This window comes from uncultured Microbacterium sp., assembly GCF_963528945.1.
Lineage (GTDB): Bacteria > Actinomycetota > Actinomycetes > Actinomycetales > Microbacteriaceae > Microbacterium.
Map to the genome: position 1 here is coordinate 415,216 of NZ_CAURWX010000003.1, position 20,413 is coordinate 435,628.

The window sequence follows — 20,413 nt, forward strand, 5'->3', positions numbered from 1 at the left end:
GAGCGCTGCGCGGGGCCGACGATGGATGAAACACTCATCACCTGCGCCCCGCTGTATGCGGTCGACACATCACTTCGGCACGATGGCGCTCCTAGACTCGCAGCACCGCCCGGAGATCGACCCCGAACCGATGTGCGAGGAGACACGATGCCCTTCACCGATTCCGCCGACGTGCGCCTGTACTACGAGGTCTTCGGCGACGAGCAGGCGCCCGTGCTCGTGCTCGTCTCGGGCGGTGGAGCGCAGCTGCTCAGCTGGGACGAGGAGTTCATCCGTCTGCTCACCGACGGCGGGCTGCGGGTCGTGCGCTTCGACAACCGCGACACCGGGCTCTCGCAGCTCTTCGGCGGCGACGACGACGTCGACGGCGGCTACGACCTCGCCCACATGGCCGACGACGTGCTGCGGGTGCTCGACGACCTCGGCGTCGAGCAGGCGCATATCGCCGGACACTCGATGGGCGGCATGATGGCGCAGATGCTCGCGATCCTGCACCCGGAGCGCGTGCTCAGCCTCGGCCTGCTGTCGACGATCCCCGGCCAGTCGCAGCGCTACGTGCTGCACGGCGAGCGCGCCGATCTCTTGCAGCCGCCCGTGCGCATCACCCGCGACGAGGCGGTGGCCTTCGCGGCCGCGGCCGTCGCCGCCGCTCCTGCGGGCCGGTTCGACCCGCAGGTGGAATGGCACCGCCGCGCGGCCGGCGAGGCGTACGACCGCGGCTATCACCCCGCCGGCTTCTCGCGGCAGTGGGCGGCGCTGATGCGCGCACCGGAACGGCTCGACGCCCTGCGCCGCGTGACCGCGCCGACCCTCGTCTTCCACGGCCGCGACGACGACGTGCTGCACTGGGCCGCCGCGGTCGACATCGCCGAGGCCATCCCCGGCGCCGAGCTGCAGGTGCACCCCGACATGGGCCACCTCATCCCGCACGAGCTGTGGACCGACCTCGCCACCGCCCTCCTGCGCACCGCCGCCCGGGCGGACGCGCGGCTCTGAGCATCCGCCCCGGTGAATTTGAGAGCCGGGTCTCGCATGTCCGACACTGAAGTCGTGCGCCGGTCGGCGCCGTCCTCCCCCGAAGGGACGAAGATGCCCGAGTACGACGACGCCATCGCCGCACTGCTCGACGCCGCCTACGACGCCGAGACGGTCGGTCCGACCGGCGTGAGCGAGGCGCTGCGCCGTCTGCAGGCCGGAGAGGCGGATGCTGCGGCCCTGGCCGACCGGGTCGCCCGCATCCAGCGCGAACTGTCGCGCCTGCGGCGTCGGGAGCACGAGCTGACCGCCCTGTTCTCGAGCGCCCGCGAACTCGCCGAACTGCGCGACAGCGACGCCGTGCTCGCCCGCCTCGTGCAGCGCGCCCGCGAGATGATGGGCGTCGATCTCGCGTATCTGTCGGAATTCGATCCCGACACCTCGGAGTTGCGTGTGCGGGAGACCAGCGGGTCGGTCAGTGCCTCGTTCCAGCAGCTGCGCGTGCCGCCGGGTCGCGGTCTCGCGAGCGTCGTGGTCGAGTCGCGCACCGCGCAGTGGGTCGCCGACTACGCCGCCTACGCCGAAGACCGCCACGACACCGGCATCGACGACGCCGTGTCGGCCGAGGGCCTGGTGTCGATGCTCGGCGTGCCGATGCTCAGCAGCGACGACGTGCTCGGCGTGCTCTTCGTCGGCAACCGCGAACCGAAGAGCTTCACCCCCGACGAGGTGGCTCTGCTCTCGGCCCTCGCCGACCACGCCTCGGTGATCCTGCAGACCACGCAGACCCTCCGCGACCTGCGCGAGTCGGAGGATGCGAGCCGCCGCACGCTCGAGAGCCTGACGGCGCACCTCACCGAGCGCGACCGCGCGAACACCGTGCATCAGGAGCTCGTGCAGGCGGTGCTCGCGGGCGGCGGCTTCGGGCCCGTCGCCGAGACGCTCGCCTCGGCGCTCGGCCGCGCGGTCGCGATCATCGACGCGCAGGAGAACGTGATCGCCGCGGCGGGCCTACCGTTGGCCCCCGGCATGCTGGCGCTCGACGAGACCGTGCGGGCCGCCCTCGCCGAGAGCCGCCGGAGCGGGCACTGCGTGTCGGTGCCCGGGTCGGGGGTGCACGCGGTCGCCGCGCTCACCGCGGGCAGCCGCCACTTCGGCGCGATCCTGCTCGGCGACGGCGGGTTCGACCTCGGCTCGGTCGACCTGCGCACCGTCGAGCGCGCCGCCCAGGTCGGCGCGCTCCTCGAGCTGCAGCAGGAGGCGGCATCCGGGGCCGACCACCGTGTTCGCAGCGAGCTCGTCGCCGACCTGCTCGACGACGTGCCCGAGCGGCGGTCCGACGTCGAGCGACGCGCACGGCGCCTCGGCGTCGACCTCGACGCGCTCGACGCACTGCTGCTGCTCGCGGTGCCCGGCGAACTGCAGACGCCCGCGGCCCGCGCCCTGGTGCGGCTGCTCGACGAGCGCTCGCTCGTGGGCGAGTACCGCGGCGTGGTCGTGGCGGCGATCGCCGGGTCGCGCGGCGACCTCGACGTCGAGCGTCTGCGCACGCAGGTCGCCGCGGCGGTGCAGGATGCGGTGACCGTCGTCGTGCCCCCGCCGGGACGTCTTCCCGAGGCGTTCCTCGCCGCTCGCCGCACCGCGCGTCTGCTCGCCGCCCTCGAGGTCGACGACCTCACCGCCAGGGTCGAGGACTTCCTCCCCTACTCCGCGGTGCTCGACACCGACGCGCAGGGGCTGTCGGCGTTCCTGCGCGACACGATCGGCGCGGTGCGCCAGTACGACGCCGACCGCAACGCCGACCTGCTCGGCACGCTGCGGGCCTTCGTGCGCCACAACGCCAGCCCCACCCGCACGGCCCGCGCCCTCAACTTCCACACGAACACGATCCTGCAGCGCCTCGACCGCCTCGACCACGTGCTCGGTGCCGGCTGGCGCGACGACGAGCGCATGTTCCGCATCGGCATCGCCGTGCGCCTCGACGAGCTGCGCGAGCGTCTCCAGCGCCCCGTCGCCTAGCGCCTCCACGCAGCTCCTGGGGCGCGAATAACTTCGGAGTTGCGCGTCGACACCCCGGCGGATGGCGCTTCGTCCCGGCGCGCCGCGTCGAATCTCCGAAGTTGTGCGGGACCGGGGGGGGAACGCACCGACCTACCGCTCCGCCTCCGCGTCGAACTGCTCGACCCCGGTCTGCGGGAAGGGATGGGGGCCGCGCGGCCCGAAGATCAGCACGAGTTCGGCGACGGCATCCGACTCGTTCCGCACCCCGTGCCGCAGGCCCTCCGGGGCGTAGAACGCATCGCCGACCCCGAGCGTGCGGCGGTCGTCGCCCGCCGTGATCACGACCTCGCCGCGCGTGACCACGTACAGCTCGTCGGAGCTGTTCGGCGAGCAGCTCGTGGGATCGCCGTCGAGGTGGTGGTGCTGCCCCTCCTCCGCCCCGGGCTCGAGCCGGTAGAGCATGACCGACGTCGGCAGCGCGGTCGTCTGCCGGAAGTACCACTCGATGCCGATGCGGCCCTCGCCGTGGTACAGCTCCCAGTCGTGGCTGTCGTCGCCCCGCCTCTGCACGCGCACGTTTATCCCCCCTGATCGCCCTCGACGAGAGCTCAACTCCGGTACAGCACCGGCATCGATTCGAGCAGCTTCTGCGTGTACGCGTGCTGCGGTGCGTTCATGACCTGCTCGCCCGTGCCCTCCTCCACCACGCGCCCCTGGTGCATCACGGCCACCCGGTGGGCGATGTGGTGCACGACCGAGAGGTTGTGGGTGATGAAGAGGTACGTCACGCCCGTGTCTTTCTGCAGCTGCACGAGCAGGTTGAGCACCTGCGCCTGCACCGACACGTCGAGCGCCGACGTGGGTTCGTCGAGCACCACGAACTCGGGTTCCGCGGCCATGGCGCGGGCGATCGCGATGCGCTGGCGCTGACCGCCCGAGAACTCGTGGGGGTAGCGGCCGGCGGCGTCCATCGGCAGCCCCACGCGGTCGAGCGAGTCGGCGATGCGGCGCCGTCGCTCTTTCTGAGCGATGCCCGCGGCGACGAGCGGTTCCGCGATCGAGCGGGCGACCGTGAAGCGGGGGTCGAGCGAGTCGTTCGGGTCTTGGAACACCATCTGCACCCGGCGGCGGTGCCGGCGCAGGGCGCTGCCGCGCAGACCGGTCACATCGACGCCGTCGAACTCGATCGAACCGGCGGTCGGCGCGCGCATGAGCAGGATGGCGCGGGCGAGCGTGCTCTTGCCCGACCCCGATTCGCCGACGAGGCCGAGCGTCTCGCCCCGGGGAACGGTCAGGCTCACGTCGTCGAGGGCCGTCATGGCGTTGTCGCCGTGTCCGAACCGCTGGGTGACGTTCTTCACGCGCAGGACATCGTCCGGCAGGGCGGCGGGAGCGATGGTGGTCATGAGGCCTCCTCGAGCTCGGCGGGCACCTCGGCGAAGTCGTTGATCGCGGGGATGACGGCCAGCGGCGAGCGCACCGGCACCGACGGACGCGGGATGCTCTCGAGCAACGCGCGGGTGTACGGATGCCGCGGGTCGTCGAGCACGCGTCTGGCCGACCCCGACTCGACCACGCGTCCGCGGTACATCACGGCGACGCGTTCGCAGAGCTGACCGATCACGCCGAGGTCATGGCTGATGAAGAGCACGCCCATGCCGGTCTCGTCGCGGAGGCTGCGGATGAGGTCGAGGATCTGCGCCTGCACCGTGACGTCGAGGGCCGTGGTGGGTTCGTCGGCGACGAGCAGGTCGGGGCCGGCGGCGACGGCGATCGCGATCACGACGCGCTGCCGCTGACCGCCCGAGAGCTGGTGGGGGTAGTAGTCGAGGCGCTTCTCGGCGTCGGGCATCTGCACGAGCCGCAGGATCTCGAGCGCCCGCGCTCGCGCCCGCTTCTTGTCGGCCGCGCCGTGGATCTGCAGCACCTCGGCGATCTGGGCGCCGATGCGCATGCACGGGTTGAGGGCCGACATCGGCTCCTGGAAGACCATCGAGGCCTTCACGCCGCGCACCCGGGCCCAGTCGCGCTCGGTGGCGTCGTTCATGTCGGCTCCGGCGATCTCGATACGATTCGCGGTCACGCGGGCCGAGTCGGGCAGCAGCCCCATCATGGCGAGCGCGATGCTCGACTTGCCGCTGCCGGATTCGCCGATCACGCCGACGATCTCGCCTTTGCGCACGCGCAGCGAGACGCCGGAGACCGAGGGTGGGGCGGTGCCGTAGGCGATGCTGAGGTCGTCGACGCGCAGGGCGTCGGTGGCGTCGGTCATGCGCTTCTCGCTTCTGTTCGGTGAGGAAGGAGGGAGGGGTGGCCCCGGCGCCTCCGGGTGGAGGCGCCGGGGAGGGGCGTCACTGCGTCAGCCAGGCGTGGTCGAGCGCCGAGCGTGCGTAGAACGCGTCGTTCTCGTAGTCGTGCAGCTTGTTGCTGTCCCAGACCTCGAAGTACACGGGCACCGCGGCCGGCACGAACTCGAGCGCCTTGTCGGCGGCCTCCTCCGCGAGCTGGGCGACCAGGTCGGTGTACTCCTCGGGCGAGGTGGCCGACTTCGCCTGCTTCAGCAGTTCGCGCGCCTTCTCGGCGTCGGGGTTGCCGTCCCAGTGGTTGTAGACGCCGCCCTCGAGCAGCACGGGCTCGAGGTAGAACGCCGCCGACGCGCGCGGGCTGCCGGGGATGGCGACGAGGTCGGTCCACGACTCGCCCGTGGTGAAGATCGGCGAGATCTCGGCGAGGGGCGTGGCCTGGAGGTTGAGCGTGATGCCCGCCTCGGCCAGCTGCTGCTGCATCATCTCGTAGACCGGGTGGTGCGCCGCCGCAACGTCGCCCATGTAGCTGAGGGTGATCTCGGGGTTCGGCTGACCGGCCTCCTTCAGCAGGCGCTTCGCCTCGTCGACGTCGCGCTCGTGGTACGGCAGCTTCGTCGCGTCGGTCGCGCCGGGGTCGCCCGCCGGCGGCACGAACGAGATGCCGGCGTTGCCGAGCATGGCCGTGTCGACGAGCGCCTGGCGGTCGAGGGCGAGGGAGAACGCACGACGCACGTCGACGTCGGCGAGCGGACCCGACTCGGGGTTGATGTACACGGCGAGGTTCTGGCGGAACGCCGCCTCACCGAGCGTGAAGCCCGACGACGCCGCCTGCTGCGCGAGGCTGCCGTCGATGAATGACGCGGCCTGCACGCTGCCCTGCTGCACGGCGGCGAGGAGGGTGTTCTCGTCGGGGTACAGCTCGAAGACGATCGTGTCGATGTAGGGCTCGTCGCCCCAGTAGTTCGGGTTCTTCTCCATCGTCACCGAGACGCCCTGGTTCCACTCGGTCACCTGGTAGGCGCCGGTGCCGACGCTCGTGGTCTGACGCTCCTCCTCGGTGGCGTTGCCGTAGGCCTCCTCGCTGACGATGAGGAAGGTCTGCCGAGCAGAGACGGCGTCGAGGAACGTGCCGTCCGGCGCGCTGAAGTGGAAGGTCACCTCGTGGTCGCCCGTCGCCTCGACGCTCTCCATGAGGCTCAGGTAGGTGGCGTTGGTGCCGCCGTCTTTGCGCGTCTGGAACGAGTACACGACGTCGCCGGCGTCGAAGGGCGTGCCGTCGGCGAAGGTCACGTCGTCGCGCAGCTGGAACACCCAGGTGGTGTCGTCGGTCTGCTCCCACTCGGTGGCGAGGGCGGGCTCGATGGTGCCGTCGTCGTCGCGGGTGAGGAGGGTGTCGTAGGCCATCGAGTAGATGACCTCGGCGGCGATGGCCGAGGCCACCATCGGGTCGACGCCGCCGGCGGAGGGCTCGGCGGGAACGCCCCACGTGAGGGTGCCGCCGGCGACCGGGTCTCCTGCGTCCTCTCCGCCGGTGCCGGTACCGCCGCCGGACGTGCATCCGGCGATGGCGAGCGTCGCGGCGGCGAGTGCCGCGACCCCTGCCCAGTGTCGTCTGTTCATGGCCTACTCCGTTCGGGTGTGCTGCGTGGATGTGATGGTGCGGTCGGGGGATGCCGGTGCGGCGGTCGCGGCGCGCCGGGGGCGTCGGCCGAGCGAGAAAGCGGGCTCGCGGCGCGGGGCGAGGTAGTCCTGCATGCCGTCGGCGAGGAGGTTCCAGGCCGCCGACAGCAGGATGATGACGAGCGACGGGAGGATGATCAGCAGCGGCTGCAGCTGCATGAAGCGGGTGAACTCGCTGATCATGCGGCCCGCGGACGGTTCGGGCGCCTGCACGCCTTGGCCGAGGTAGCTGAGGGCCGCCTCGATGAGCACCACCTGCGAGGCCACCGAGGCGAACTGCACGAACAGCGGGGTGAGCACGTTGGGCAGCAGGTGCTCGACGATCACGCGCGCCGGTCGCACGCCGCTCAGTGTGGCGGCGAGCACGAAGTCCCGCTCGCGGAGGGCGATCACGGGGGCCCGCATCACCCGGGCGAAGCCGGGGGCGAACACGAGGCCGAGGGCGAGGATGAGCGGCCACGGTCCGTTGCCGATGACGACGCCCACGACCAGCGCGACGAGGATCGCCGGCAGGGCGAGGATGGCGTCGACGATGCGCATGATCACCGAGTCGACCCACCCGCCCACGTACCCCGCGATGAGGCCGAAGAAGGTGCCGATCACGGCCCCGAGCAGCGCGGCGGCTCCCGAGATGACGAGGCTGGTGCGGGCCGCGAGGGCCAGGCGGGTGAACGTGTCGCGACCGAGGTTGTCTGTACCGAGCGGGTGGTCGAGGCTGGGTGCCGCGAGGGCGGGTCCCGACGCGACGAACGGGTCGTGCAGCGGCGACAGGGTCATCCATCCCGCGACGGCGAGGAGCACGACGAGGATGCCGGCGCCGCTCCAGAACGCCGGACCGAACCGGCGGCGACGGGGGCGGCTGCCCGCGACCTTCGCGAGGGCGAGTTCTCTGGTGACGGTCATCGTGTGTGCACCCTCACTCGGGGATCGATCAGCGGATAGAGCAGGTCGACGACGAAGTTGATCACGACGTAGACGAGACCGATGAGCAGCACGGTCGCCTGGATGATCGGGTAGTCCGACGAGCGGATGCCCGTGAGCAGCAGCGACCCCATGCCAGGGAGCGAGAACACCGCCTCGATCACGACCGTGCCGCCCACCAGCGCCGCGAGCTCGATGCCGATGACCGTGGTCACGGGGATGAGCGCGTTGCGCAGGGCGTGGCGGCCGACGAGTCGCGCGGGAGATGCGCCCTTCGCCCTGGCCGTGCGCACGAAGTCCTGGCCGAGCGTGTCGAGCAGGGTACCCCGCGTGTACCGGGCCACGATCGCCGCGAGCACGATGCCGATGAGCAGAGCGGGCAGGATGAGCACGCCGATCGCCCGCAGCGGGTCGTTCGCGGCGCCCGAGTAGCCGACGAGCGGCAGGCGCAGCGTGAGCGAGTTGACGAGGATCAGCACCGTGCCGAGCACGAACGGCGGCGTGGCCAGCAGCACGAACGAGAAGCCGCGCACGAGGGGGTCGGGAGCGCGGCGCCACCGGGTGGCGGCGAGCACGCCGGCGGGGATGCCGATGACCGTGCCGAACACCGTCGCCATGATCGCGAGTGTGAGGCTGAGCGGCAGGCGCGTGGCGATGAGCGCCGACACCTCGCCGGGCAGGGTGATGGCTCGGCCGAAGTCGCCCTGCACGACGCCGAGCAGCCAGCTGAGGTACTGGGTGATCCACGGCTGGTCGAGGCCGAGGTCGGCGCGGAGAGCCGCCAGCTTGGCCGGGTCGGGGTTGGCCGGATCGACGAAGGCGGCGAGCGGGTCGCCGGGGATGATCCGCACCATCGAGAACACGAGCACCGAGAGGATGAAGAGCACGAACAGCGACGACAGGATGCGCTGCACGATGTAGCGGGTCACGGTCGCGTCACCCCCCGGAGCGCATCGCGGTCGGCCGCGGGCGTGCGGGGTCCGTGGACGGAGGGTGTCGTCGATGACATGGCGGTCACGCTACTGAGCGCACGACGCGGGTCGTATGGCGCGGCATCCCAGGGGAACGGTCGCATGGTGGGCGGATCCTCCATAGCAGGGTCGGGGAGCGGGCGCGCGGCGGTCGGGTCTCCGCCGCGCGCCGGGGTCAGACGGCCATCGCGTCGGCGGCCGCGAACTCCGTGAGGTCGTCGGTCGAGACGCCGTCGAGCGCGAGCTCGGCGAGCACGCGCCCCAGCGCCGGGGTGAACTTGAAGCCGTGCCCGGCGGCCAGGCCGACGATGATGTCGGGATGCTGCGGCAGCGCGCCGAGCACGAAGCGGCGGTCCTTGGTGAGCGCGTACTGGCAGGTGACCGTGCGCAGCTCGGGGCCCGCCCCCGGGATGACGTCGTGGAGGAAGCCGGCGAGCTGGTCGACGAGCTCGGGCGAGGGCACGAACGACCGCTCCGCGGGCGTCATGCGGTTCTCCGACACGTCGCGCGCGGCCTTGATCGACGGCTCGCCGAACGTGGGGAAGCCGTAGTAGCACTCGTCGTCCTCCCAGATCCACACCGGGAACACGGAGCGGTCGTACTGCTCGGGCTCGGCGGGGCGGAAGTAGGTGACCTGCTCCTGCATGATGTCGAGCGGGATGGTGGCGCCCAGCGGCTCGAGGAGCGTGTTGGTCCAGGCATCCGTCGCGAGGATCACCTTTCCGGCGCGGATGTCGCCGTTCGCCGTGCGCACGATCACGCCGTCGCCGTCGGGGATCACGGCCTCGACGGGGGTGCGGTCGCGGATGTCTGCACCGTGCACCCGCGCCCGCATCTGCAGGGTCGCGACCGTGCGGGAGGCGTGGGCGATGCCGGTGTCGGCGGTGTAGACCGTCTCGACGTTCTCGGGCACGCGCAGCTGCGGCCAGCGGGCCATGACCTCGGCAGGGGTGAGCAGCTCGTGCGCGACGTCGCACTCGGTGAGGGCCTCGGTGAAGTCGGATGCCGAGTACGGACCGTCGACGGGAAGCATGATGACGCCGCCGGTGATGGTGAGCAGCCGCTCGCCCGACTCGGCCTCGAGGTCGGCCCAGTCGCGGTACGCCGACTGCGCGAGGCGCACGTAGGCGCTCGATCCGTACGAGGTCCGCACGATGCGGGAGGTGTCGTGCGAGGCGCCCCGCACGTGGCCGAGCTCGAACTGCTCGAGCGCCACCACCTTCGCTCCGCGACGGGCCAGGTGGTAGGTGGCGGCGCTGCCGAGCGCTCCCATCCCGACGACTGCGACCTCGAACGACTCCATGATGCTCCGTCTCTCACGCGTCCGGCACGGGCGGCCGGGCTGTTGTCGTTCAGTGTGGGGCGCACGCGCGCGACCCCACTATGGGGCGATCGTCCACGTTGTCGCGGGTCGAATGTGCCCCGCATACGCGCGGCCCGTCCCGTGTGACGCCCACCCTCCCCCGCGTGTTTCCCCCGCGTTTCCCCGGGGTCCGCGCACGCTGCCGCCGGGCACGACGAAACCCCCGCAGACCGGGGGTCTGCGGGGGTTCGCCCGGTCTCGGCCCGGGAGGGCGCGTAGCGGGGGACTACTTCGAGACCAGCTCCGATGGCAGATCCTCGGCAGACGCGACGGCGCGGTGCTGCCGCACGGTCATGGTGAGGATCGCCCCGACGATCATGATGCCGCCGGTGATGTAGAGCGCCACGGTCGCGACGCCGGTCGTGTCCTTCACGAAGCCGATGAGGTACGGCGCCGCGAACCCGGCGAGGTTGCCGGTCGAGTTGATCAACGCGATCCCGCCGGCGAGGGCGGTGCCCGCGAGCATCGAGGTCTGGAAGCTCCAGAAGATCGCCGGGATCGACAGGGCGCCCGCGTTCGCGAGGCAGAGGCCGATGATGCCCCACACCGGGTCGGTGCCGGCGATGATGCAGATCGCGAAGCCCGAGGCGCTGAGCAGGAAGGCCGCGGCGATGAACTTCCGCCGCTCCCCCGCCCGGTCCGACAGGTAGCCGAACGTCACCATCGAGACGATCGCGGCGAGGCTCGGCAGCGCACTGAGGAACCCGACCTGCACGGCGTCGGTGATGCCGAGGTCGCCGATGAGCGTCGGCAGCCAGAAGCTGATGCCGTAGAGCGCGAAGTTGTACGAGAAGTACACGGCCGTGAGCAGCCAGATGAGCTTGCTCGTGAACACCTTGCGCAGCGGCGTCTCGGCCTCGTCGACGCGCTCGGCGGCGAGGAGCGTGCCGAGGCGGTCGCGCTCCGGCTCGGTGAGCCAGCCGACCTTGCGGTAGTCCTCCTGCAGGAAGAACAGCACGACGACACCGAGCAGCACGGTGGGGATGGCCTCGATCACGAACAGCCACTGCCAGCCGGTGTGACCCCAGACCCCGTCCATGCCGCTGAGGATGAAGCCCGAAACGGGGCCGCCGATCAGGCCCGACGAGGCGAGCGCGATGTAGAAGATGCCCCAGGCGCGTCCGCGACGGCTGGCCGGGAACCAGTGCGCCATGTAGAAGAGGATGCCCGGGATGAAGCCGGCCTCGGCGACACCCAGCAGGAAGCGCAGCAGGTAGAACATCCACTCGCTGTCGACGATGAACATGAGGCCGGAGATGAGGCCCCAGGTGATCATGATGCGCGCGATCCACTTGCGCGCACCGACCTTCGCGAGGATCAGGTTCGACGGGATCTCGAAGAGGAAGTACCCGATGAAGAACAGGCCGGCGCCGAGCCCGTAGACCACGTTCGAGAAGCCGAGGTCGGCGCTCATGGTGGCCTGCGCGTAGCCGATGTTCACGCGGTCGAGGTACGAGAGGAAGAAGCCGAGCATCGCGAGCGGGAGCACGCGCAGCATCACCTTCCGGAACAGCTTGTCGTCGTTGACGGTGGTCATGGGGGTCCTTCGTCGAATCGGGTCGGGTCGGGTGGGGAGTAGTAGGGCGGGAGAGCGGGGCGGATGCTCAACCGAGCGGCTGCGGCGCGTAGACGCGCTGCGCCGTGTCGTGGAACACGGCGCGCTGGGCGGCGGGGTCGAGGTCGGCGAGGATCTCGCGGTAGCCGTCCACGAGGTCGGGCAGGGTCACGAACATGCCGTCGACCGGGAAGTTGCTGCCGAACATGACCCGGTCGGCACCGAAGACGTCGACGAGGTCGAGGATCGGTCCGCGGTTCGCGTCGACCGTCCAGGGCGTTCCCGCGACGCACAGGCCGGATGCCTTGATCACGACGTTCGGCGCCTCGGCCACGTGCGCGAGCGCCGCGCGCCAGGCCGCCACAGTCTCGGCGTCGCGCGACGCGAGCACGCCCGCATGGTCGATGACGAGGGTCGTGGAGGGGAAGTCGTCGGCGAGCCCGCGGGCCTCGCCGAGGTTCCACCACGGCGTCTGCAGGTCGAAGTGCAGCCCGTGGTCGGCGAGCCGGCCGTAACCCGCGCGCCAGGCCTCATCCGAGAGGAGCGATCGCACTCCGGCCTCTCCCTCGGCCGGCGACGTCGCACCGCCGGGCTTGTGCCGCACGCTCTTCACCGCGGGCACGGCAGCGAGGGCCGCCAGCTGCTCTCCCGCATCCGGAGCATCCAGCCACGCCTGCGCGACCATCGCGCCGGGCACGCCGGTCTGCTCTCGATACCGCTCGACGACCGCGACCTCGGCGAGCCCGTCGCCGGGCGTCCACTCGGCCTCCATGTAGACCGAGGCGACGATGCCGGTGCCGCCGATGTCGCGCCGGTAGTCGGCCGGGAGGTAGTCGTGCTTGATCGGCGCGTAGTCGCCGTAACGGTGGGCGACACGACCCTCAGGGGCGAGCCAGGGGTGGCGACCGAGCGACAGGTCCCACACGTGGTGGTGCGCGTCGACGATGGGTCCGTCGTAGAGGTCAGGCATGCACCGCCGCCTTGCGCACTCCCCGACCCTCGAAGTCGATCGAGAGCGAGCCGATCAGGTAGATCGCGGCGCACACCGCGAGGTAGATCAGCACGGCCGTGTAGCCGCCCGTGAACTGCACGAGCAGACCCGCGACGATCGGCACGACGATGCCGGCGGACGTGCCGGCGAAGTTCATGACGCCGCCGACGACTCCCACGCGCTCGGGCTTCGCGAGGCGACCGGGGATCGTCCAGTACAGGCCGCCGAAGAGGTTGAAGAAGACCCCGATGCACAGCAGCGTCACGGCCGTCCCGGCGTCGCTGACGAAGGGCAGCGCCGCGAGGGCCAGCAGGCTGAGGGCGCCCGATCCACCGAACAGCAGCTTGAAGGCGCGGTTCGGGGTCATGCGCTTCTGCAGCGCGTCGGCGAGGATGCCGCTGAGGATCTCGCCGGCGGCACCGCACAGGAAGATGAGGAAGGTCGCGAAGCCCATGGCCGAGAGGTCGAGCCCGCGCGCCTGCGACAGGTACGTCGGCCCCCAGGTGACCAGGCCCCAGAACACCATCGCCCAGCCGATGCGGCCGACGACCATCCAGAACACCGTCGCGCGGCTCATTCCGGGGGCCTCGGCCTGCGGGCGCTCCTCGGTGCTGCCCGAGGCGATGAGCGTCTCCTCGGCGCGGTTGACGAGCGGATGCTCGGTCGGGTGGTTGCGGATGAACAGCGCGACCCCGATGCCGATCACGACGGTCGCGACGCCGATGATGATGAACGACCAGCGCCAGGAGCCGGTGGCGGTGATGAGACCGGTGACGACGAGGGCGCCCAGCGCCGAGCCCAGAGGCGCACCGGAGTCGATGAGCGTGACGCCGGTCGAGCGGTGCTGGGCGGGGAGCCAACGGGTCACCAGCTTGTTGGCGGAGGGCATGTACGGCGCCTCGAAGGCGCCGAGGCCCAGGCGGCTGAGCACGAGCATCACGGCGTTCACCGCAAGGCCGGCCAGCGCGGTGAACGAGCCCCAGATCACGGCGGCGACGCCGATGACCCGCCGCGGACCGAAGCGGTCGGCGGCCGCGCCGCCCGGGATCTGGAAGAGGCAGTAGGTCCAGAAGAACGCCGACAGGATGATGCCCTGCACGGCGGGCTCCAGAAGGAACTCCGCGCTGATCGTGGGCAGGGCGACCGAGAGCGATGCACGGTCGATGCAGTTGATCGTGTAGAAGACGAAGAGCACCACGATGACCCACCAGCGGATCTTCGTGGGGCGTGCGGTGCGGGCGGCGGTGCCCTGTTCGAGGGTGGTCATCGATGATCCTCGGGGTCGAAGCGGATGCGGGGTGGGCCGGGCGTCAGCGCGGCGGGAGCAGGGAGAGGTCGAGGCCGTACACGCGTGCGGCGGTGCCGTGGAAGAGGGCGTCCAACCCCGTCGCGTCGAGGCCGGCGGCGCCGGTGAGGATCGTGTCCATCACCTCGTCGAAGTCGGGCGCGGTCAGGGTGGCGACCGGGAGGTTGGAGGCGAACAGCGAGCGACCCGCGCCGAAGATGGCGAGGGTCTCGCGCACGACGTGCTCGTTCGAGGCGCGGTCCCACCGGTTCGGGTGGAGTCCCAGCTCCGAGACCTTCACCGACGTGCGGGGAAGGTCGGCGAGGCGTTCCATCCCGGCGCGCCAGACGCGCAGTCCCTCGGGGCTGCGATCCAGCGGCAGACCGCAGTGGTTGATCACCACGGGCAGGTCGGGGAAGTCGGCGAGCACGTCGGCCGCCTCGGCGAGGTGGTGGTACGGCACGCGCAAGTCCCACGAGAGGCCGTGCGTGGCGAGAGCGGCGACGCCCTCGACCCACGCCGGGTCGTGCAGGGTGCCGGGTCCGGTCGCCCGCTCTCCCGCATGTGGGGCGATGACGGGCTTCGACCGGATGCCGCGCACGATCGGTCGCGCCGCGTGGGCGGCGAGCACGGCGTCGCGGTCGGGCTGGAGGAAGCCGACGTGCGCCACGGCGGCGATCGGGAAGCGTCCGGCGGTCGCGTCGCTGAGCTGCTGCAGGAAGTCGTCCTCCGCGACCTGCTCCGCGCGGCTGCGCTCGGCCTCGCAGTGCACGGTGCCCAGGATGTTCCAGCCCGCGGTCTCGGCGAGGTATTCGCGCGGCAGGAACGTGCGGCGCATGGCGTTGTAGTCCCCGAGGAAGAACTGCTCGTTGTACTCGTCCTGGATCCACGGCCAGTGGCCGTGGCCCTCGAGGTCCCAGAAGTGGTGATGCGCGTCGACGATGCGCAGGTCGTAGCCCTCGGGCAGACGTACGTCCTGGATCCGGCGGGCGGTCTCGACGCTCACAGCCGCACGCCCTCGACGAAGGCGGCCCGCACGTCCGCGGGGACGCCTTCGAGGTCGGACACGCGGATGAGCTCACCCTCCGCGACGTCGCGGGCGAGGCGTGCGCCCGAGAGCAGATAGTAAGCCGCGACGAGGGCGTCATCGTCGCCGGAATCGGCCTCGTCGCGATCGACGATGACCGGTGCGACGCCGTCGATCTCGTGGTGATGACCGCGCACCTCGAACGTCGCACCGGCCGTCAGTGCGCGGGCGGCCCGGGCGGCGAGCACCGTGTGGTGGCGCGGTTCGGCGAAGGTCGAGGTGCCGTCGACGAGTGCGTCGACCGTGAGCGGGGTCTCGACGCCCATGAAGTGGTAGGGCCAGTAGATGCAGGCGTAGCGGCCCGAGCGCGAGACGACATGGCCCTTGCCGGCGAGCAGGTCCCACGTCTCGGGGTCACCGGTGGTGACGATCGCGAACACGCCCCCGGCGAAGCTCGTCTCACCCGGCAGGCGCAGGGCCGAGAACACATCGACCGAGCGGTCGGTGCCGATGATCCCGCCGTCGGCGCGTCGGGCGTAGATGTCGGCGAGTTCGCTCGGGCGGGCGACCGGGTAGTGCATCCGCTCGACGTCGGCGGTGGCGCCCGAGTACAGCGACACGACGGCCATCTCGCACGAGTCGGCGGCGGCGGCGCGCTTGAGGGGTGCGACGACGGATGCCCGGGCGGCGAGCGTCGCCGCGATGTCGTCGCCGAGGAAGAGGTGGTCGGCGAGGGCGGACGCATCGATCCGCTCGCCCTGCTGCTCGAGCACGCCGGTGGCGGGGTCGAAGACGAGGTCGTACTCCCCCGACTTGCCGAGTGCGACGACCTCGAGACCCACGCGTTCGACCCAATCGAGCAGGCGCAGGAGGTTGGCCGGCTGATCGCCGTCGCCGGGGAGGTAGCCGACACCCTTCGCACGGGCGGCGCGGGCGAGCGAGACGCCGGCGACGCTCTCGATCTCCTTGCTCACCATGACGACGTGGATGCCGCGCTCGATGGCCTCGGCGGCGTAGCGGTAGCCCGCCTCCACGCGGCCCGATGCCTCGACGAGCACGTCGATCTCGTCCCAGCGCACGTCGTGGTGCCCGGCGATCGGTTCGGCGTCGGGGAGCCCGCCGAGGTCGGCGATCAGCGCGCGCACGCCGTCGACGTCGGGGTCGACGAGCTGCGTCGCCGTCATGCGGTCGATGGAGCGGAGCTGCGAGAGGAACGTGCGGCCGAAACCTCCGCGCGCGCCGGTGAGGGCGATGCGGATGGGAGTGCGGGTCATCGTCGGTGGTCCCCTCTGCACGGGACGTTCCGTGCGTCGTTGCGATGGCCGACGGAGCGGGTCTGCCGCGGGCCTCGCTCACTGTGCCACACCCGTACAGATTTCTCAAATTTGTTCACATCGATTCACACGTGGTCAAATGGGCGGACACTTTCCCGAGGAGGACCCGTGATCGAGATCGGCGCAGTCGCCGACGACTTCACCGGCGCGACGGATCTCGCCATCGCGCTGCGTCAGCGTGGATTCCGCGCGGTCGTCTCCATCGAAGACGCCCCCCTCGACCCGGCGGAGCTCGGCGATGCGGATGCCGTGGTCGTCGCACTCAAGACCCGCACGGCCCCGGTGTCGGACGCGGTGGCGCAGACGGTACGGGCGGTCCAGGCGCTGGAGGCGCTGGATTCCCGCCGGTACTACGTGAAGTACTGCTCGACCTTCGACTCCACACCGCAGGGGAACATCGGACCGGTCCTCGACGCCGTACTCGACGAACTCGGCGAGACCCGGACGATCGTCGTCCCGGCCTTCCCCGACAACGGCCGCACCGTCTACCGCGGGCGCCTGTTCGTCGGCGACGACCTGCTCGAGGAATCCCCGATGCGACAGCATCCGCTCACCCCCATGACGCAGTCCCGCTTGCGCGACCTCCTCGCGCCGCAGACCGCGCGCGAGATCCGCGAGGTCGGGGCCGATGCGGTGTGGGCCGGCCCCTCCGCCCTACGCCGCACCCTCGACGAGAGGCCCGCCGGGTACACGGTCATCGATGCCCTCACCGACGCCGACCTCGAGACCATCGCCACGGCCGTCTCCGACTGGCGCATCGTGTCGGGCGGGGCCGGTCTCGCCCTGGGCATGACCGGACCGCGCCCCGACACCCTCTCCGAGATCGAGGTCACCCCGGGCCGCCGTCTGATCGTCTGCGGTAGCGCCTCGGCGAAGACCCGCACCCAGATCGCGCACGCCGCGCAGAGCCTGCCCACGCGCAAGCTCGACATCGACCGCATCGCGATCGATCCGGCGCAGGTCGCCGACGACGCACTGCGCTGGATCGAGACTCTCGACCCCGGCGAGGTGCCCCTGATCTACACCGTGGGCTCGCTCGACGACGTGCGCCGCGACCCCAGTGGCAACACCGTCTCCGGACGGATCGAAGACGTCCTCTCGGCGATCGTCGACGGGGCCGTCGACCGGCTCGGCGTGCGCCAGGTCATCATCGCCGGCGGCGAGACCTCGGGGGCGGTCGTGCAGCGCCTCGGCATCCGCCGCCTCTGGATCGGCCCCCGCATCGCGCCCGGCGTGTGCTGGAGCGCGGCGGACTCCGCGCACGGCCCCGTCACCATCGCACTCAAGTCGGGCAACTTCGGCGCCGACGACATGTTCACCACCGCCTGGAGGGCGCTCGATGACCACTCCCACTGACGCCCTCATCGCGGCCGGCGCCCGCCTCGCCGCCGCCGGCATCAGCCCCGGCAGCAGCGGAAACGTCAGCATCCGCGTCGACGACGTCGTCTACATGACCGGCACCGGAACCGACCTCGGGCGCCTGACCGCGCACGACGTCGCGGTCGTGACCGCCGACGGCGAGGCGCTCCGCGGGGCGAAGCCGTCGAAGGAGGTGAGCCTGCACCTCGCGTTCTACGCCAAGAACCCGGCGCACACCGCGGTCGTGCATCTGCACTCCCCGTTCGCCGTGGCGGCGAGCTGCCTCGAGCCGTGGTCGGCGCAGAGCGCCATCCCGCCCCTCACCCCCTACTTCGTCATGCGGGTGGGGCAGACGCCTCTCGTCCCCTTCCGCGTGCCCGGCGACCCCGACCTGGCCGTGCAGGTGCTCGCCCTCGATCACCCGTTCCACGCCGCGCTGCTCGCCAACCACGGGCAGATCGTGTCGGCATCCGGACCGGATGCCGCCGTCGAGGCGGCGATCGAACTCGAAGAGGCCTGCCGCATCGCCCTCCTTACCGACGGCCGCCCGCGCCGCCTCCTTCCCCCCGCGGACGTGCGCACCCTCGCCGACCGCTGGGGCACGCCCTGGACCGAGGACTCCGCGCTCGTTCGCTAGGCTGACGACGACATGACCCCCGCCGACGACGCCGCCACCACGCCGCTCATCCCCGAGCAGCGGCGCGAACTGATCGTCAAGCACCTGCGCCGCGAGGGCGTGCTGAGCTACCGCCAGCTCACCGGACTGCTCGGCGTGAGCCACATGACCATCCGTCGCGACATCGCCACGCTCGAAGAAGCGGGCCGCGTGCTCGCCACCCCGGGCGGCGCCAAGATCGCCTCCCGCCTGGTCGCCGAGCCGTCGCGATTCGAGAAGGCGCGGCAGGACGTCGCGGAGAAGGACGGGATGGCACGTCACGCGGCCTCCCTCGTGACCGAGTCGATGACGATCTACCTCGACGCGGGAACCACGATCCAGGCGATGCGGCCGCACCTCGAGCGCGTGCACGACCTCACGGTGGTGACGAACGACCTCGCCATCATCGCGGCGTTCCTCGACCACCCCTCCGCCGACCTCATCGCGATCGGCGGCCGGGTCGAGAAGGCCAACCAGTCGACGACGGGACGGCTCGCGGCGCTCACCCTGCACGAGCTGTCGATCGACATCGCCTTCCTCTCCTCCTCGTCGTGGGACCTGCGCCGCGGTGTCACCACCCCCACCGAGTCGAAGATCGCGCCGAAGATCGCGGCGCTCGAGAGCGCGAGCGAGTCGGTGCTCGTCGCGGGCAGCTCGAAGTACGGCACGTTCGGGCGGTATCGCGTGCTCGACCTGGGCGATCTCGACATGATCATCACGGATGCCGGGCTCAGCGACGCCACGGCGGCGGGCATCGAGGAACGCGGGGTCTCCGTGGTCCGCACCCCCGGGTCCTGACCGCGACGGCGGGTTCGGTCGGCAGGTGACCCGCCGGGCGAGTCGCCTCAGCCGACGAGCTCGCGCTCGTGCACGGCGCGCAGCAGGGCGGCGAGCTGGGTCGGGGCGGTCGACGGATGCTCCGGATGCCACTGCACCCCGAGCAACGGCAGCTGCTCGTGCGCGATCGCCTCGATGACGCCGTCGTCGGCGCGAATCAGAGCGCGCAGGCCGGCGCCCAGTTCGTCGACCGCCTGATGGTGCGTGCACAGCGCCGGGGGCGCGAGACCGGGCGCGACGGCGTCCAGGTCGAGGGGCGTCACGACGTACGGGTCTCCCGCCGCGGCACGGTGCCCCTCGACGTGCTGCCGCAGCGTACCCCCGAGCGCGACGTTCAACAGCTGGTGCCCCCGGCACACCCCGAGCAGAGGGCGGCCGGCGCGCACCGCATCCATGATCACCGCGATCTGCATCCGGTCGGCGCGGCGTTCGTAGCCCGTGCGACGGGGCCGGCGGTCGTCCTGCCCGTACAGCCCCGGCTCGATGTCGTCGCCCCCGAGGATCACCACGACGTCGGCCTCGGCGGAGGCCCGACGCAGGTCGCCCTCCGGGTCCTCGGCCGCGGCGTGCAGCGATGCCGACCACCCGAGCCCCTCGACGGCGGCGACCGCCGAGGCGTTGAGCGTGTCGAGGAGCGCCTGGTACCCCACCGCCGACGGACGACGGGAGCGCACGTGGAAGAGCGCGACGTGGGGGTGGAGCACCATGAGGGCACGATACGCACGGCGTATTTCCACGTCGTTACGGCGGTCCCGGAGCGACCGTGACGGCACTTCCGGGTGCGGCCGAGGGGCCCGCCCGGCGCGGTCGAGGCCGCAACCCCCGTGTAACGGCCGCGAAACACCCGGCTCGTACCGTGGCGGCATGGAGCTTCGTCAACTGCGTTACTTCCTGGCCGTCGCGGACGAGCTCCACTTCGGCCGCGCCGCCCGCCGCCTGCACATGTCGCAGCCGCCGCTGAGCGTGCAGGTCGGACGCCTGGAGCAGGAGATCGGCACGCGCCTCTTCGAGCGCAGCACCCGCCGCGTCTCGCTCACCCCCGCGGGGCGGCACCTGCAGTTGCGCGCCCGCCGCATTCTCGACGAGGTCGAGTCGGTGCGCCTCGACATGCACGACTACGCCCTCGATCGGGCATCCGTCGACTGACGCCTTC

Annotated in this window: 19 protein-coding genes; 6 read left to right on the top strand and 13 right to left on the bottom strand. The window is 71.3% G+C overall.

The features are described 5' to 3' along the window. The first annotated feature begins 147 nt into the window (after positions 1 to 147). Together RWS82_RS11875 and RWS82_RS11880 are read left to right on the top strand one after the other, a co-directional pair. Positions 148 to 996, top strand: a complete 849-nt coding sequence (locus tag RWS82_RS11875; protein WP_314650399.1) for an alpha/beta hydrolase — start codon at positions 148 to 150, stop codon at positions 994 to 996. A gap of 36 nt (positions 997 to 1,032) precedes the next feature. Continuing rightward, a complete protein-coding gene (locus tag RWS82_RS11880; protein WP_314650401.1) occupies positions 1,033 to 2,994 on the top strand; it encodes a GAF domain-containing protein in 1,962 nt (653 codons plus the stop codon). A gap of 132 nt (positions 2,995 to 3,126) precedes the next feature. On the opposite strand, the gene RWS82_RS11885 is transcribed toward RWS82_RS11880, so the two are convergent. The 12 genes from RWS82_RS11885 to RWS82_RS11940 all read right to left on the bottom strand — a co-directional run bounded on the left by RWS82_RS11885 (position 3,127) and on the right by RWS82_RS11940 (position 16,349). Beyond that, complete coding sequence (locus RWS82_RS11885) at positions 3,127 to 3,552, bottom strand: cupin domain-containing protein (RefSeq protein WP_314650403.1); 426 nt, start codon at positions 3,550 to 3,552, stop codon at positions 3,127 to 3,129. Positions 3,553 to 3,584: 32 nt separating this feature from the next. Next, positions 3,585 to 4,382 (bottom strand): ATP-binding cassette domain-containing protein, encoded by a 798-nt coding sequence (locus tag RWS82_RS11890; RefSeq protein WP_314650405.1) that lies wholly within the window; start codon positions 4,380 to 4,382, stop codon positions 3,585 to 3,587. After that, the gene (locus RWS82_RS11895) at positions 4,379 to 5,248 is read right to left on the bottom strand and encodes an ABC transporter ATP-binding protein (protein ID WP_314650407.1); all 870 of its coding nucleotides are present in this window, start codon (positions 5,246 to 5,248) and stop codon (positions 4,379 to 4,381) included. The genes RWS82_RS11890 and RWS82_RS11895 overlap by 4 nt, the downstream gene beginning before the upstream one ends. 79 nt (positions 5,249 to 5,327) lie before the next feature. Then, complete coding sequence (locus RWS82_RS11900) at positions 5,328 to 6,902, bottom strand: ABC transporter substrate-binding protein (protein WP_314650409.1); 1,575 nt, start codon at positions 6,900 to 6,902, stop codon at positions 5,328 to 5,330. Between the two features lie 3 nt (positions 6,903 to 6,905). After that, positions 6,906 to 7,865, bottom strand: a complete 960-nt coding sequence (locus RWS82_RS11905; protein WP_314650411.1) for an ABC transporter permease — start codon at positions 7,863 to 7,865, stop codon at positions 6,906 to 6,908. Next, positions 7,862 to 8,812 carry an ABC transporter permease gene (locus RWS82_RS11910; RefSeq protein WP_314650413.1) on the bottom strand — a complete coding sequence of 317 codons (951 nt, stop codon included), beginning with the start codon at positions 8,810 to 8,812 and terminating at the stop codon, positions 7,862 to 7,864. Before RWS82_RS11910 ends, RWS82_RS11905 begins: the two co-directional genes overlap by 4 nt. 217 nt (positions 8,813 to 9,029) lie before the next feature. After that, positions 9,030 to 10,157 (bottom strand): N-methyl-L-tryptophan oxidase, encoded by a 1,128-nt coding sequence (gene solA / locus RWS82_RS11915; RefSeq protein ID WP_314650415.1) that lies wholly within the window; start codon positions 10,155 to 10,157, stop codon positions 9,030 to 9,032. A 286-nt stretch (positions 10,158 to 10,443) separates the two neighbouring features. Then, entirely contained in the window at positions 10,444 to 11,754 is a 1,311-nt protein-coding gene (locus tag RWS82_RS11920) for an MFS transporter (protein WP_314650417.1), read from the bottom strand. Between the two features lie 67 nt (positions 11,755 to 11,821). Then, positions 11,822 to 12,742 (bottom strand): amidohydrolase family protein, encoded by a 921-nt coding sequence (locus RWS82_RS11925; RefSeq protein WP_314650418.1) that lies wholly within the window; start codon positions 12,740 to 12,742, stop codon positions 11,822 to 11,824. After that, complete coding sequence (locus tag RWS82_RS11930) at positions 12,735 to 14,030, bottom strand: MFS transporter (RefSeq protein ID WP_314650420.1); 1,296 nt, start codon at positions 14,028 to 14,030, stop codon at positions 12,735 to 12,737. Before RWS82_RS11930 ends, RWS82_RS11925 begins: the two co-directional genes overlap by 8 nt. 43 nt (positions 14,031 to 14,073) lie before the next feature. Further along, entirely contained in the window at positions 14,074 to 15,054 is a 981-nt protein-coding gene (locus RWS82_RS11935) for an amidohydrolase family protein (protein ID WP_314650421.1), read from the bottom strand. Then, positions 15,051 to 16,349: a homoserine dehydrogenase gene (locus tag RWS82_RS11940; protein WP_314650422.1), complete on the bottom strand. Its 1,299-nt coding sequence runs from the start codon at positions 16,347 to 16,349 to the stop codon at positions 15,051 to 15,053. Before RWS82_RS11940 ends, RWS82_RS11935 begins: the two co-directional genes overlap by 4 nt. 168 nt (positions 16,350 to 16,517) lie before the next feature. Between RWS82_RS11940 and otnK the strand changes: the two genes are divergently transcribed. Genes otnK through RWS82_RS11955 form a run of 3 tightly spaced genes read left to right on the top strand, consistent with a single transcriptional unit; the run spans position 16,518 to position 19,221 of the window. Further along, positions 16,518 to 17,765, top strand: a complete 1,248-nt coding sequence (gene otnK / locus RWS82_RS11945; protein WP_314650424.1) for a 3-oxo-tetronate kinase — start codon at positions 16,518 to 16,520, stop codon at positions 17,763 to 17,765. Then, positions 17,749 to 18,405 (top strand): class II aldolase/adducin family protein, encoded by a 657-nt coding sequence (locus tag RWS82_RS11950; RefSeq protein ID WP_314650426.1) that lies wholly within the window; start codon positions 17,749 to 17,751, stop codon positions 18,403 to 18,405. The genes otnK and RWS82_RS11950 overlap by 17 nt, the downstream gene beginning before the upstream one ends. Positions 18,406 to 18,417: 12 nt before the next feature. Next, a complete protein-coding gene (locus RWS82_RS11955; protein ID WP_314650428.1) occupies positions 18,418 to 19,221 on the top strand; it encodes a DeoR/GlpR family DNA-binding transcription regulator in 804 nt (267 codons plus the stop codon). Positions 19,222 to 19,268: 47 nt separating this feature from the next. Here RWS82_RS11955 and RWS82_RS11960 read toward each other — a convergent pair whose 3' ends face one another. Next, a complete protein-coding gene (locus RWS82_RS11960) occupies positions 19,269 to 19,967 on the bottom strand; it encodes a gamma-glutamyl-gamma-aminobutyrate hydrolase family protein (RefSeq protein ID WP_314650430.1) in 699 nt (232 codons plus the stop codon). Positions 19,968 to 20,124: 157 nt separating this feature from the next. Between RWS82_RS11960 and RWS82_RS11965 the strand changes: the two genes are divergently transcribed. Continuing rightward, positions 20,125 to 20,406 (top strand): LysR family transcriptional regulator, encoded by a 282-nt coding sequence (locus RWS82_RS11965; RefSeq protein WP_314650432.1) that lies wholly within the window; start codon positions 20,125 to 20,127, stop codon positions 20,404 to 20,406. The last annotated feature ends 7 nt before the right edge of the window (positions 20,407 to 20,413 follow it).